This is a genomic window from Geobacillus sp. JS12, from assembly GCF_001592395.1.
Lineage (GTDB): Bacteria > Bacillota > Bacilli > Bacillales > Anoxybacillaceae > Geobacillus > Geobacillus zalihae.
In genome coordinates this window covers 193,863-207,485 of the sequence record NZ_CP014749.1, presented here as the reverse complement: position 1 = coordinate 207,485, position 13,623 = coordinate 193,863, and the positions used below count along the sequence as shown (strand labels likewise).

At 46.2% G+C, this 13,623-nt stretch carries 13 protein-coding genes; 8 read left to right on the top strand and 5 right to left on the bottom strand.

The window, feature by feature from the left end; all coding sequences use genetic code 11:
* Positions 1-236: 236 nt before the first annotated feature.
* The 3 genes from A0V43_RS01095 to A0V43_RS01085 are packed head-to-tail and all read right to left on the bottom strand — an operon-like array spanning position 237 to position 2,243.
* Positions 237-947 (bottom strand): B3/B4 domain-containing protein, encoded by a 711-nt coding sequence (locus A0V43_RS01095; protein ID WP_063192171.1) that lies wholly within the window; start codon positions 945-947, stop codon positions 237-239.
* 19 nt (positions 948-966) lie between these two features.
* Positions 967-1,608, bottom strand: coding sequence for a LysE family translocator (locus A0V43_RS01090; protein WP_063192170.1), 642 nt, complete (start codon positions 1,606-1,608; stop codon positions 967-969).
* A gap of 26 nt (positions 1,609-1,634) precedes the next feature.
* On the bottom strand, positions 1,635-2,243 hold the full coding sequence (locus A0V43_RS01085; RefSeq protein ID WP_063192169.1) for an FMN-binding negative transcriptional regulator: 609 nt from the start codon (positions 2,241-2,243) through the stop codon (positions 1,635-1,637).
* A 119-nt stretch (positions 2,244-2,362) separates the two neighbouring features.
* Between A0V43_RS01085 and pdxR the strand changes: the two genes are divergently transcribed.
* The 4 genes from pdxR to A0V43_RS01060 all read left to right on the top strand — a co-directional run bounded on the left by pdxR (position 2,363) and on the right by A0V43_RS01060 (position 6,544).
* Complete coding sequence (gene pdxR, locus A0V43_RS01080; protein WP_063192168.1) at positions 2,363-3,742, top strand: MocR-like pyridoxine biosynthesis transcription factor PdxR; 1,380 nt, start codon at positions 2,363-2,365, stop codon at positions 3,740-3,742.
* 437 nt (positions 3,743-4,179) lie between these two features.
* Positions 4,180-4,905, top strand: coding sequence for an ABC transporter ATP-binding protein (locus A0V43_RS01075; RefSeq protein ID WP_063192167.1), 726 nt, complete (start codon positions 4,180-4,182; stop codon positions 4,903-4,905).
* A gap of 4 nt (positions 4,906-4,909) precedes the next feature.
* Positions 4,910-5,689: an ABC transporter permease gene (locus A0V43_RS01070; RefSeq protein ID WP_236930883.1), complete on the top strand. Its 780-nt coding sequence runs from the start codon at positions 4,910-4,912 to the stop codon at positions 5,687-5,689.
* A 351-nt stretch (positions 5,690-6,040) separates the two neighbouring features.
* Complete coding sequence (locus A0V43_RS01060) at positions 6,041-6,544, top strand: DUF1572 domain-containing protein (RefSeq protein WP_063192164.1); 504 nt, start codon at positions 6,041-6,043, stop codon at positions 6,542-6,544.
* A gap of 127 nt (positions 6,545-6,671) precedes the next feature.
* Here A0V43_RS01060 and A0V43_RS01055 read toward each other — a convergent pair whose 3' ends face one another.
* Positions 6,672-6,992 (bottom strand): hypothetical protein, encoded by a 321-nt coding sequence (locus A0V43_RS01055; RefSeq protein ID WP_063192163.1) that lies wholly within the window; start codon positions 6,990-6,992, stop codon positions 6,672-6,674.
* Positions 6,993-7,278: 286 nt separating this feature from the next.
* Here A0V43_RS01055 and A0V43_RS01050 point away from each other — a divergent pair, with 286 nt between their 5' ends.
* The 4 genes from A0V43_RS01050 (at position 7,279) to adh (ending at position 12,123) form a co-directional block, all read left to right on the top strand.
* A complete protein-coding gene (locus A0V43_RS01050; protein ID WP_063192162.1) occupies positions 7,279-8,643 on the top strand; it encodes an ISLre2 family transposase in 1,365 nt (454 codons plus the stop codon).
* Between the two features lie 373 nt (positions 8,644-9,016).
* Positions 9,017-9,349: a hypothetical protein gene (locus tag A0V43_RS18430; RefSeq protein WP_236930882.1), complete on the top strand. Its 333-nt coding sequence runs from the start codon at positions 9,017-9,019 to the stop codon at positions 9,347-9,349.
* Positions 9,303-10,313, top strand: coding sequence for an alcohol dehydrogenase AdhP (gene adhP / locus A0V43_RS01045; RefSeq protein ID WP_013146145.1), 1,011 nt, complete (start codon positions 9,303-9,305; stop codon positions 10,311-10,313). Before A0V43_RS18430 ends, adhP begins: the two co-directional genes overlap by 47 nt.
* Positions 10,314-10,605: 292 nt before the next feature.
* Entirely contained in the window at positions 10,606-12,123 is a 1,518-nt protein-coding gene (gene adh, locus A0V43_RS01040) for an aldehyde dehydrogenase (RefSeq protein WP_013146146.1), read from the top strand.
* 35 nt (positions 12,124-12,158) lie between these two features.
* On the opposite strand, the gene A0V43_RS01035 is transcribed toward adh, so the two are convergent.
* Entirely contained in the window at positions 12,159-13,613 is a 1,455-nt protein-coding gene (locus A0V43_RS01035) for a sigma-54-dependent transcriptional regulator (RefSeq protein WP_013146147.1), read from the bottom strand.
* Between the last annotated feature and the right edge of the window lie 10 nt (positions 13,614-13,623).

Below are 13,623 nucleotides of genomic sequence, written 5' to 3'. Positions count from 1 at the left end.
CAACCTGGAAACAGCGTTGTTCGGTCACCCGACAGCCGGGTGCAATGACCGGCAAAAGCGATAAATGTTAAACAGGCAACCATCATCAGACGCCAACCATTCTTCCGACCAGAACATCGGCAACAGTGATCACCAGCGCCGCTCCGACAATCGGCCCCACAAGGGGCATCGCCTCTCCTTCCCCGCTGAGGCAACCGATCACTGCAGCATCCAAAGCAAGACTAAAGAAGTGATTCTTAATCTGTTATCGATATTTCCGAATGGTGGGCATCCAATATGTGCATCTTCACCGTGCCACCAAGATAGTGTCGGACGGAATAAGCCAGTTCCTCTAATGCTTGATGAAGCGCCTCATGCCTCGTATTATCAATCGATTCGATGCAAAGAAAAGCATGCTTCGTCTGTTCGGTGAGCATTGTTCGTTGGGCTTCCCGCCAATTCCAGCAGCGGCATATGGCGCCCACGTCATCTTTATACACGATTTCTCCTTTATATGGCGGGTCGTTTTCCTCTCCTCCCAGTGGGATGAACGGTTCATGACCATCTGCCAGCGCCAGCCGGATGTCGCCGACAAACTTGTTGATATCCTCTCCTCCGCATGGAAGCCCGTAACGCAATGAAACAGAATTATAAATATCCACAAGCGGATTGATCGTTCGAATGTGCTGACCGTTTTTCACTCTTTTCAACAGCGCTTCAACCGAACAACGCGCCCCTTTTTTTGTTCTGAATCGTCGAAATGCCTCTCGCCAAACACTGATGACGGGGTTGCGGCTCAACTCTTCAAACTCTAGGAATTTCCGTGCCTCTTTCTCCGCCTCCCACAGCATTTGTTCGTAAACACTGGTATTCTTGATGCTGTTGTCAATCCCTTGGGCAACGACCACACCGATTTTGGCATGGGGAAATATGGCCCAAACATCGTCTTCAACAACAAAACGTGTCATCATTCACTCCTCCATTCCCTTACGGTTTCGAAGGGTTCGCCAATGCGGAGAATAGTCCTAACAAGATATAACAACAGCCCGCCACCCGGTTCATCACCTTCACACTTCCTTTCTTGACAGCCAGCCGTTTGCGGATGCCTGCGGCCAACATGGCATACAAGCTGTCATTCAGCAAGGCGAGAACAACAAATATCGCCCCCAAAAGCAAAAATTGACCAGCCACCGATCCAGCAGAAGGCGAAATAAATTGGGGAAAAAAGGCAAGAAAAAAGAGCGCTGTTTTTGGATTGGTCACTTCGACAAATAGAGATTCGTAAAACACTTGCGCCAATGTTTTCTCCTTGGACTTCGTGTTCGGGATTTCCTCATCCTTGGTGGAAGCAAAAAATAACGTTTTGCCTCCCAAATAGATAAGATAAACGGCTCCTAAATATTTGATCATCGTAAAGGCAGCCGCCGATGTCATCAAAATCGCGGAAACGCCCACGGCTCCAAGGATAACATGGACAGCGCCCCCAAAAGCTACGCCGAGCACCGATACAACCCCTGCTTTCGTTCCTTGGCTCATGCTCCTAGCCATGATGTACAATACTGCCGGTCCGGGGACGATGAGCAGCGCCATGGCTGCCACTATAAACACACCGATCGCCGCAAGATCCATCACATCTCACTCCTTCATTTTCTATTTCACTGCTGTTGCTTTTTCATCAGGAAAACGATTCGCTTTTCGTTTTCAAATGGCATTTGCTCGAGCTGCTTGATGATCCGTTCTTGTCGGTGTGCAGGATGGTTTTGGCTCAACTTGGCTTTTCCTTCGATTCGTTTGATGATGATTTTGAAAGCTTGAATTCCTTTGTTCATGCCGGACAGCATCCCGGCATCGACCTCTGACAGCTGGTAACGGCTGCCCGGTGCTTCGTATTTTTCTACCATATCGTGCAGCGACTGCATGATTTCTTCTTCATCGTCGATCAACTCCACGTTCCCGTACACATGGACAGCCACATAATTCCATGTTGGCACCGCCTGGTTCGTTTCATACCAAGAAGGAGAAATATAACAATGCGGACCGTGGAAAATCGCCAAGACCGTCTGATGTTGAATGTCGTTCCATTGCGGATTCGAACGGGCAAAATGGCCGTACAAACACGTTTTCTCCCGATCGAGCAACAGCGGCAAATGGGTGGCAAACAGCTCCCCTTGATGCATCGACACCAAGGTGGCAAAACTGTTCTCCTCGATCACCTCATAGACGACAGACATATCGTTGATGAGAAAATGCTTCGGAATATACATCAGTCCTCTCCCCCATCTTTTCAATTACAGCATTCCATTGTTCACAATGTATAATATAATCAAAACTGACATAAAAAAAGTGACAATAACAAAAAAATAAACATGTCAGGAGGATGAACATGAAGACGATCATTTTTGACTTGAAGGACGGCTCGCCTAAATACAAGCAAATCTACGAAAAATTGAAATCATTGATTGAACAAGGCGACATTCGAGCTAATGAGCCGCTTCCTTCCATTCGCCAACTCGCCGAATCATTAAATGTCAGCCGGAACACAACTTTAATGGCTTACGAACAACTGGTAGCGGAAGGATATATTCGCGCGGAAAAACGAAAAGGGTATTTTGCCAATGAAGTGGAACCTCTTTTCATTCCAAAAGCCCGCATTTCTGCACGCCAATCGGCAAGGGAAGCAGCAACGTCCGTTGTTGTCGATTTTCGCGCCGATACTGTCGATGCCGATCATTTCCCCGTTAAAGCATGGAGAAGAATTTCCAATCAAGTATTGGCGGCCAAAGGATGTTTTCGCTATGGGGATCCGTTTGGGGAATTATGCTTGCGCAAACAAATCTCCATCTATCTTCTCGAATCCCGCGGGGTGATCACAGAGCCAAACGCCATCATCATTGGAAGCAGCACACAGCAAATGCTTCTCTCCCTTGGCCATATTCTAAAAGATGAGTTCAACAGCGTGATCGTCGAAGACCCTGGCTATGACGGCGCCAGAGAAGCGTTTTTGTTTCACCGCTTTCAGCTGGAAACGGTGCCTGTTTCCGAAACCGGCATCGATCTTTCGCCGCTCGAGAACAGGCGATCGCGGCTCATCTATGTCACCCCTTCGCATCAAAGCCCCATGGGAGTCAGCATGCCGATCCAGCAGCGGCACAGGCTCATTCAATGGGTGAACAACGTCGATGGCTATATTATCGAGGACGATTACGACAGCGAATTCCGTTACACGCAAAAGCCGTTTCCTGCTCTTGCCTCCATTGATTCGTCAAGAGTCATTTATCTGGGCAATTTCTCAAAATCGTTTCTGCCTGGGATTCGCTTAAGTTACATGGTGTTGCCGCCGTCGCTTTTGGACCGTTATCAGCAGCGGTTTCGCCTTTTCGAAAGCACTGCGTCCATCCTCAGCCAATTGGCGATGGCCAAATTTATGGAGGAGGGGGAATGGGGCCGCCATATTAAACGCATGCGCCTCGTGTATAGACGAAAAATGGAGCACTTAACATCACTGCTGCGAAAAGCATTTGGGGATATGATCTCCATTATTGGCGAACAGTCCGGTTTATACGTGTTAATCAAAGTTCAGTCGGATTGTACGGAAGAACAGTTGCTTCAGCGCGCCCTATCGTGTGGGGTAAAAGTGTATCCCACTTCGCGCTATTTTGTGAACCAACAGCCAGACCAACCCATGATCAAGATCGGTTTTAGCGGCTTGTCGCTCGAGGACATTGAGCTTGGAGTCCAACTGCTCAAAAAAGCATGGTGTTGACGACGACTTCACAGAAAACGACCCTCTTTTTACACAAGCTCACGGAGTCCCTGTCTTGGCGTGTATTTTTGATCGATTTCTAATATCACGTTAATTTTGGCTCTTCACCACAACATGTACTTGACAAGCAATACAGCTTCCTGCATAAAGATTTGAAAAAATCACTGATTTGTTGATTTTCCCTTACAAGCGTAAATAGAGTATGTTCAGAAAAAAATCAAGTACAACTTTTGGTGAAGATCCTTAATTTTAAATATTTACTTTTTTCTTTTTTTTTGTATAATGCAATTAAATTAGGAAAAGAAAGGAGAAAGAGAATATGGGTGGAAAAAATCATAGACCAACGAAAGGCCTGGCTATTACCACCGCTTTATCTGCTCAATGCGCTTGGGCTATAGGGCACCACCCTAGCTTACTAAATTGAAAGGGTAGAAAAAATGATTGCCGTGCAAGACGTAAACAAAATCTATCCGCCAAACCGCCAAGTATTACATGATGTCTCTCTCGAACTGGTTGAAGGGGATCGGCTTATTCTGTTAGGGCCGAATGGAGCCGGAAAAACTACTTTAATAAGGTGCATCATCGGGCTTACCGCACCAGACAGCGGCAGCATCTATGTCAATGGAGTGGATGTTGTCCGCCATCCAGATGAAGCACGCGAGTCGATTGCGGTCGTATTTGAAGAAGCTGACAACTCCTATTCCTATTTAACTGTTTTAGAAAATCTCTTATACTTCGGCTTGCTGAACAAATGGAGTCGTGCTGAAGCAAAACGAAGAGCCGAACGAATGATGGCCGTGTTGAATCTAACCCCATACGCTGAGCGTCTTACCCAAACCCTTTCACGTGGGATGAAACAAAAACTGGCATTTGCGATCGCCTTAATGAAAGGAGCGCCGTTTTTGTTCCTTGATGAGCCGACTCTTGGCCTTGATGTGGAGTCGCAGCATCATATCCGCACCATGTTAACGGAAGAAAACCAATGGTGGAAAGCCGTTCTCATCACCACCCATGACATTCCTTTTGCCCACGCCGTTGGAAATAAGTTTGTCTTTATCCAAGACGGAAAAATCGTTTGGAGCGGCACAAAAGAACATTTTTCCACTCCAGCCGACCTTGAAACTCATTTTTTGGCCGCTGTTCGTTCCAACCTATCCGTCTAAGGAGGTGAGTCGGTTGTCCCCGCAAATTTTGAATGTCGTATGGGCGTCCTTTTTGAAAAAAAGGGCAGAGTATCGCCGGTATTGGTTCGATTTTACCGTTGGGCTGATCATTAAATTTGTCTTTTTTCTCGGCACGCTGTACGCAAGCCCGATACAGACCGGAAAAGAAGCGACGGTCAAACTGTTCGGTTTCAGCCTTTGGTACTTAAGCGCTCATTTGATCTCGAAGCTCGGCAACACGGTGATCGAAGAAGCGTATCTCGGCACCGCCGAGCAAGTGCTTTCCACCAAGACTGCTCCATGGAAAATTTTGATCGGCGTAGTGATCGCTGAAATCGCGTTATCGTCCATGTGGGTGACGCTCTTTTTCATTTGTGCGGCTTTGATGATCGGATTTTCCGAAATTCTCTCGGGAATCGCATCCATGATAACGGAGATCGTCATCTTTGGCGGAGTCAGCCTCATCGGGATGACGGGAATCGGCGTGTTCATTTTAGGGTTGTCCCTTCGCTTAAAGCAAGTGGGAGCCGTTACCGAGGTGCTGCTTTATTATTTATTGATCTTCTCAGGATTTTTTCTATCTTCGAATGCATTGCCGACAGCGTTTCATATTCTCAACTGCTTTTCTCCTCTTTCTTGGGCCGTGCAAGGCGTGAATGAAGGATGGCCCGTATTCTTTCCTGCTCTTGGTATCTCGCTATTCTGGCTGGCCATGGGCTCATTGGTCTTGAAGCAACAATGGCATTGGGCGAGAAAAAATGGAAAAATCGGAAGCTACGTCTAAAAGAGTGGACGTTATCCCTCACCTTTCGGCGAAAATCGAGAGGATGTTTTCGCGACCATGCCGAATGAATCCTCGGCACTCAGGGAAAGCAAAGGAGTTTTCATAACACGGACATCTTGCGCGAAGAGAGCTCTCTTTATTCCGACGCCGCCTGCGAACATCAGTTGATCAACACGGGCAAAGAAGCGTGCCGCTATGATCTGATTATTCACTCGCCTGCTTCGAAAACATGACCCATAGTCATGTCCGCCCAAGGCGTTGCTTTTTTTTGCTTTTTGCCGTCACATAGAAAGAAATCACCGCATCAACGGCGAATAAAAGAGATGGCATTTCTTTGACGGAGGTGTGTGAATGAACATCGGCCAAGAATATTTGCGAGTGGTGCGCGCGCGCTTTCTTGACATGAAAAAGACCGCCGAACAGGCTATGGACCAATGTTCCGAGGAACAGCTGTTCCATTGCTTTCATGAGGAAGCCAACAGCATCGCCATCATTGTCAAACATATGAGCGGAAATATGGTGTCGCGCTGGACAGACTTTTTGTCATCGGATGGGGAAAAACCGGACCGAAACCGCGATGATGAGTTTATCAATGACTTCCATACGCGCAAAGAAGTCATGGATTGCTGGGAAAAGGGGTGGTCTGCTTTCTTTCAGACGCTGAACGAACTGCAAGAAACGGATTTGTTGCGGACGGTCACGATCCGCGGCGAACCCCATTCCGTCATCGAAGCCATTGAGCGGCAAATGTACCATTATTCGTATCATATCGGGCAAATCGTCTATATCGCGAAACAGCTGAACGCAAACAACTGGAAAACACTGACCATACCAAGAAATCGAAAAACAACATAGGCAACTCCTTATTGGAATCATCTTGCAAACGCCATCCACCCCTCGGAATCGTCAGCCGATCAAGGCGGATGGCTTTTTTGCGGCTTGACATTCCTTCACAATCATACCGCCTTATCAGGGATCGTGGTCAGCGTCTAGAAAGTTTCACAATGCCGGCCAGCAAACAAACCATCCCCGCTCCCCACGCCAACCCCGCCTTGCCGAGAAGGAGGGAGATTTCTTCGGATGCCTGCGCATGGGTAGGATCAAAAGAAATGGCTCTTAACGCAAAGTAGGCGGCAATAGAGAGCAGCAAAAAATGAGCAAAAATCCAATGGAATGCCAAACGACGCGTCCGATTCTTCCGCCAAAGGGAAACGACCGTCATGGTGACGATCAACATCACGACGGAAAAAACGCCAATGAGTAAATCCATCACTTCCTCTTCCATCGGCAAATGTTTATGCATGTTTACAGCCCCTTTCATCAAGGTAAGGTGATATTTCTTCTATACTTCTCTTTTCCATTCCTCCTCTTCCTTTTTAATATTGGCTCTTCACCACAAGTGTGAGTAAAATATTTGTGGGTGACATTTCGACATGATCCCCGACGAGGGTTGCGAACTTTTGTTCGCGACGCTCGTCGGGGCCACCAAGCGAAGCGCGGTAGAACAAGCAAATGTCATGCAAAAAGGACTCTCTCCCTGCTATGATGGTGATTGTCAACATCAACCGAAAACAGGAGGGAGAGAGTCCATGAAACATCTTACCACAGAATGGCCTTTATTAAAAGAGTTGGAGGAGCAATTGTTGAGAACCCTTCAAAAGGTGTTCGCTGTCTTGTTGGCGGCCCTTTTGGAGGAGATCGATCAACAACTGGCGGAAGCGCGGGACAAGCGCCGGTATCAGCTGAAAGACAAACGGCCGACTACGATCCAAACGCTGTTTGGGGAAGTGACGTTCCGCCGGAACTACTACTATGATCGACAAACGGGGGCGTATACGTTCTTGCTGGATGCCGAACTGGGCTTTGATGGAGCGCAGTCGATCAGCCCTTGCCTCGAGGAAACGGCGGTCGAGTTGGCCGTCGAGTGCTCTTCCTACCGCAAAGCGGCTCGCACGCTGGAGTCGATCGTGGGGTATGCGGTCCTCAGCCACGAGGCGATTCGCCAACTGGTGCTGGAGGCCCCTGTCTCGCTGCATCACCCTGTTTCCAAACGGCACGGCCGGGTGCTGTTTGTGGAGGCCGATGGACTGTTTATTTCCCGCCAGGGGAAAGGGAAACGGGCGAAAGAAGAGAAAATCCTGGCGGTTCACGAAGGATGGAAACGAAACGGGTCGCAGCTTGAGCTGGTGAACCGGCGCCACTATCTCCATGAAGGGACGGGGGACGTGTGGGAACGGTTTGAGGAGTGGCTGATGAAGGAATATGCCTATGATCCGTGCCGAGACCTATTGGTCATCAACGGCGACGCGGCGTCGTGGATCACGGCCTGCCGGGAGTATTTTGGGAAGCGGGCGTGCTTTCAGCTGGATCGATTTCATGTGGCGCGGGAGCTGCGTCAGTGTCTGTCCGGCCATCCGCGTTGGCGGGAGGTGCGGAAGAAGCTGGCGAAACAAGATGAAGAAGGGCTTCTCGTGGAGCTGAACAGCGCGGTCGGCACGTTGGAGGACGAAGCGAAAGAGAAGCAGCTGGCTGCCATGATCCGCCGGATCGAGTCGATGCCGGGATGCATCCGGGACTATCGGGGGTGGCTGTCGGAGCAAGGGGTGGAGACGACCGGCATGCGTCCGATGGGCCATGCGGAGAGTGTGATGAGCCGGTTTGCGCATCGGGTGAAATCCCGCCGCAGCTGGAAAGACCAAGGGCTTCGGGCGTTTCTGAAGGCGATGGCAGCCCGAATCGACGGGATCCGGTGGAGAAAGGGGCCGTTGGAGGCAGAAGAGCTCCAGTCGGCCGTCTCGGCCTCAACAAAGTCCAAGCGGATCGAACAGGCCAAACGGAAGGCCGGACAGTTGTGGGCGGATGTGGTGCGTCAGAATATACCGTGTCTGCAACAGTCATCCGGGACGCCGATCCATCAAGCGTTGTCGGCGCTCCGGGATGGTGGTTGGGTGTAAAAAAATGGAATATCGTATCATCGCCTCAAGATGAGGGATGAGAGTCCGAAAGCGCTTACGATATGAATTCCTGAAAATGGTTCGCTAACTAGTGATTGACAACGCTCGTAGTGAATCGAAAAAATGTTCTCCACAAAGTCTTGACTGACTCTCACCACAAAATGCACTTGACAAAGAAAGATGTTCATAATAAAAAATCAAAATAACGTTTTTCCTTTTTATACAATTTACCTCATTTGAGCAACATTACTTTCTTTTTTCACATATAAAGCAGCCGCCATGTCTCATATCCTAACGTACAATATTGTTCTGCAACAAAGAAACAAGTCATCAAGACTTTGTGAAAACTTTCTCATCAAAATATGACAATTTTTTGAACAAACTTGCCGAACATTCGGAGAAAATGGACGAAATCTTGGCACATTTCCCCTATAAAATCTCTTTAGGCGCTGGCGAAACACATTTATTTCTTCTCAACCACTTATTCGCCAATCCTAAAGAAGACGGCGGCCGTATTGCTTTTCAAACTCAGAAACTTGCTTGCTTGAAAAGTTCTTTCACTTTACCACCGGTCCCTTTTCCCCATCACTATTGCTTGGCACGATTTTTGCTTTTCATAGCAGGTGAAACAAAAAAACTTTATAAAGGAGATGGTGAGAATGAAAGCCGCCGTTGTTCACAAATTCAAACAAAAACTTCAAATTGAAGAAGTGGAGAAACCAAAACTAGGGTATGGCGAAGTGCTTGTGAAAATTGAAGCTTGTGGCGTCTGCCATACCGATTTGCATGCGGCCCATGGAGATTGGCCGGTAAAACCGAAACTTCCGCTTATTCCTGGTCATGAAGGAGTAGGAATCGTTGTTGAGGTCGGCGAGGGAGTGAAATCAATCAAAATTGGCGACCGTGTTGGCATTCCATGGTTATACTCGGCATGCGGTGAATGTGAATATTGTTTAAGCGGTCAAGAAACACTTTGTCCACATCAATTAAATGGTGGATACTCTGTCGATGGCAGTTATGCAGAATATTGCAAAGCCCCGGCCGATTATGTCGCACGAATTCCTAAAAATCTCGATCCTGTACAAGTTGCTCCTATTCTTTGTGCTGGAGTCACAACGTATAAAGCATTAAAAGTTTCAAATGCCAAGCCTGGTGAATGGGTCGCTATTTATGGAATCGGGGGATTGGGCCATATTGCTCTTCAATATGCCAAAGCAATGGGATTAAATGTTGTTGCTGTTGATATCAGTGATGAAAAGGCAGAGCTTGCAGCAAAGTTAGGAGCTGATATTACAATCAATGGCCTGCGTGAAGACCCCGTAGCAACAATTCGTGAAAAAGTAGGCGGAGTGCATGCAGCTATTAGCGTTGCTGTAACGAAAAAAGCTTTCGAACAAGCCTATCAATCCGTTCGACGCGGTGGTTGCCTTGTCATCGTTGGACTGCCTCACGATGAACTACCGATCCCTATTTTTGACACTGTATTAAATGGCGTTACAATAAAAGGTTCGATCGTCGGTACACGAAAAGATATGCAAGAAGCTTTAGATTTCGCCGCACGCGGAAAAGTCCGCCCCATTGTGGAAGCGGTACCATTAGAAAAAATTAACGAAGTATTTGAACGGATGGAAAAAGGCCAAATCAATGGCCGCATTGTTTTAACAATGTAACACAAAGCTGCAGAAGAACAATCCTAAATTTTCTAGGGAAACGGAGAAAAATGGCGATTTTTTCAGCATTGCCTGTTTTTAGTTTAGGCACAGATCGATATCATAAAGTTTCTCATTTTGAGAAATCGACCGGTTCAACCACCAATGCCTAATAAATCACCTGCTTTCTAGTATTACGAAAAGTGCTATCCGATTATGTCAAACTCTTAGGGGAAGATTCCCATTCCCCTAAGAGCATATCTGAAGGAAAATAGCTTAATTTAAACATCTTTATTACACAAGGAGGATGCAAATGATTTACAGCAAACCAGGCGAAAGAGACGCAAAAGTTCAATTCAAAGCAAGATACGATAACTATATTAACGGAGAATGGGTGCCGCCTATTTCAGGCCAATATTTCAAAAATATCACGCCCATAACAGGAGAAGTATTTTGTGAAGCAGCACGCTCGCAGGCTGAGGATATTGAATTGGCATTAGATGCCGCGCACGCGGCAAAAGAAGCTTGGGGAAAAACATCCCCGGCTGACAGAGCGTTGATTTTAAATAAAATCGCTGATCGCATGGAAGAAAACTTGGAAATGTTAGCGGTTGCCGAAACATGGGATAACGGCAAACCGATCCGTGAAACGTTAAACGCCGACCTACCCCTAGCCATCGATCATTTTCGTTATTTCGCTGGAGCCATACGCTCCCAAGAAGGAACAATCAGCCAAATTGATGACGATACGATCGCGTACCATTTTTATGAACCACTCGGCGTTGTCGGGCAAATTATCCCATGGAATTTTCCATTATTGATGGCAGCATGGAAAATTGCTCCTGCGCTTGCTGCCGGAAACTGCATTGTGCTAAAACCAGCTGAACAAACTCCAGCATCGATTATGGTGCTTATGGAGCTGATTGGCGATCTGTTGCCTCCTGGAGTGCTCAACGTTGTCAATGGGTTCGGATTAGAAGCTGGCAAACCATTAGCTTCTAGTTCACGTATCGCCAAAATCGCGTTTACCGGTGAAACAACGACAGGGCGGCTGATTATGCAATACGCTTCACAAAATATTATTCCTGTTACACTGGAATTGGGAGGCAAATCCCCAAACATCTTCTTTCCTGATGTAATGGAAAAAGACGATGACTTTTTAGATAAAGCGATTGAAGGATTTGTCATGTTCGCTTTAAACCAAGGCGAGGTTTGTACGTGCCCTTCTCGTGCTCTCATCCATGAGTCCATTTATGACGAATTTATGGAGCGAGCTCTTGAACGCGTGAAAAAGATTCGAACAGGAAATCCGCTTGATACAAGCACAATGATGGGAGCGCAAGCTTCAGCAGAACAAATGGAAAAAATTCTTGCATACATTGATATTGGAAAACAAGAGGGCGCCGAATGCCTAATCGGCGGCGAAAAAAACATAATCCCTGGATTCGAAAACGGGTATTATATCAAGCCAACCGTATTTAAAGGACATAATAAAATGCGCATTTTCCAAGAAGAAATTTTCGGTCCAGTAGTCTCAGTAACAACGTTTAAAGATGAACAGGAGGCTTTGGAGATTGCTAATGATACGTTGTACGGCCTTGGTGCCGGGGTATGGACGAGAAACATCAACTTGGCTTATCGTTTCGGAAGAGGCATTCAGGCAGGAAGAGTTTGGACAAATTGCTATCATGCTTATCCGGCCCATGCTGCTTTTGGAGGATATAAACAATCTGGGATCGGTCGTGAAACCCATCATATGATGTTAGCGCACTATCAACAAACGAAAAATTTACTCGTTAGCTACAATCCAAAACCATTAGGATTTTTCTGATCAATCAAGCAACAAAAAGCTGATCCGAAAGCCATTTACGCTTTTGGATCAGCTCCTTTTTCTTTTAATAAATATCTTAATGTTCGTACAGTGATATTTAACCGTTCTGCTGCTTCTTTACGATTTCCTAACGTTTCTTTTAACATTTTCAGTACAAAAGATCGGCCGATTTTCGTTTCTAGTTCTTTCACTGAAGATAATACATGTTCAAGATCTAACCGATCACTGTTTCTCCATAGTGCTAGCACACCATTCATCCATTCTTGCAAATAGGCTTCTAAGTCTTCTACTCCATCTTTTGGACTTCGCACGCTATTCGATACTTGCCCTAAATGCAACGGAATCTTAAGCTTCTCCGGCAAATAGTCAAGGGTGATCACCTCTGTTTCTCCTTCCGCTAAAGTTACCGCCCTTTTAACAACATTAAACAATTCTCTCACATTCCCCGGCCAATGATACTGTTTCATCTGGGAAATACAGTCCTCTGAAAACGATAGAGGTGTATTTAGTTTTTTTAAAAAATAATCAATCAAAATTGGAAGATCTTCGAGCCGTTCTCGAAGCGGAGGAATGGTAAGTTTCACAACATCTAATCTGTATAATAAATCCTCTCTAAACGTCTTCTCCTCGACTGCTTTTGCCAGATTGACATGCGAAGCAGCAATAATGCGTGTATTCGTTTTGCGGATCGTTTCACCCCCGACGCGAATATACTCCCCTGTTTCCAGCACTCTTAACAGTTTTACTTGCGTTGCAAGAGACGCTTCTCCAATTTCATCTAAAAATAATGTGCCACGGTTAGCAATTTCAAAAATCCCCTTTTTTTCTTTTACCGCTCCTGTGAACGCCCCTTTTTCATGTCCGAACAATTCGCTTTCTAACAGTGTTTCCGAAACAGCGCCACAATTCACCCCAATAAAAGGCTGATCATAGCGCATGCTCGCGTTGTGGATAAAATGAGCGAGCACTTCTTTTCCAGTCCCAGTCTCTCCTTCAATCAACACATTCACATTTTTTTTCGCAATTTTATAAGCTAATTTAAGCAAATCATTCATCTCTTTATTTGTTCCAACGATGAAACCGAGCGTCTCAGCTAACTTATACATATCATCTTGGGATGAAAGAGGACCATCACTTAATAATTCATCGATTAATCGCTCTAACTGTTCAATATCGTCAAACGGTTTTTCAATATAGTCGTTTGCCCCATGTTTAATCGCTTCAACTGCTGTCTTTATTGTGCTATAGCCTGTCATTACAACCGCTTTGCAAGAAGGATATGAGCGTTTTAACTGTTTTAATAAATTTAAACCGTTCGCATCTGGAAGTTTCACATCGATGAAAGCAAGATCAAACTTGTATTGTTGAATCAACTGAAAAAAATCTTTCCCGCTAAATCCAAGCTTGACCTTGTTCCCTTTCCCCTCTAATAAATGTTGAAAAAACGTTCCTACTTCCCTTTCGTCATCAATAACTAAAATATTCCCCACTCATCTCCCC

Excerpts from the sequence above, each read along its gene's own strand:
- pdxR (WP_063192168.1), top strand. The coding sequence starts at position 2,363 with ATGAAGACGATCATTTTTGACTTGAAGGACGGCTCGCCTAAATACAAG.
- A0V43_RS01095 (WP_063192171.1), bottom strand. The coding sequence starts at position 947 with ATGACACGTTTTGTTGTTGAAGACGATGTTTGGGCCATATTTCCCCAT.
- A0V43_RS01085 (WP_063192169.1), bottom strand. The coding sequence starts at position 2,243 with ATGTATATTCCGAAGCATTTTCTCATCAACGATATGTCTGTCGTCTAT.
- A0V43_RS01055 (WP_063192163.1), bottom strand. The coding sequence starts at position 6,992 with ATGCATAAACATTTGCCGATGGAAGAGGAAGTGATGGATTTACTCATT.
- A0V43_RS01060 (WP_063192164.1), top strand. The coding sequence starts at position 6,041 with ATGAACATCGGCCAAGAATATTTGCGAGTGGTGCGCGCGCGCTTTCTT.
- A0V43_RS01090 (WP_063192170.1), bottom strand. The coding sequence starts at position 1,608 with ATGGATCTTGCGGCGATCGGTGTGTTTATAGTGGCAGCCATGGCGCTG.
- A0V43_RS01075 (WP_063192167.1), top strand. The coding sequence starts at position 4,180 with ATGATTGCCGTGCAAGACGTAAACAAAATCTATCCGCCAAACCGCCAA.
- adh (WP_013146146.1), top strand. The coding sequence starts at position 10,606 with ATGATTTACAGCAAACCAGGCGAAAGAGACGCAAAAGTTCAATTCAAA.
- adhP (WP_013146145.1), top strand. The coding sequence starts at position 9,303 with ATGAAAGCCGCCGTTGTTCACAAATTCAAACAAAAACTTCAAATTGAA.
- A0V43_RS01050 (WP_063192162.1), top strand. The coding sequence starts at position 7,279 with ATGAAACATCTTACCACAGAATGGCCTTTATTAAAAGAGTTGGAGGAG.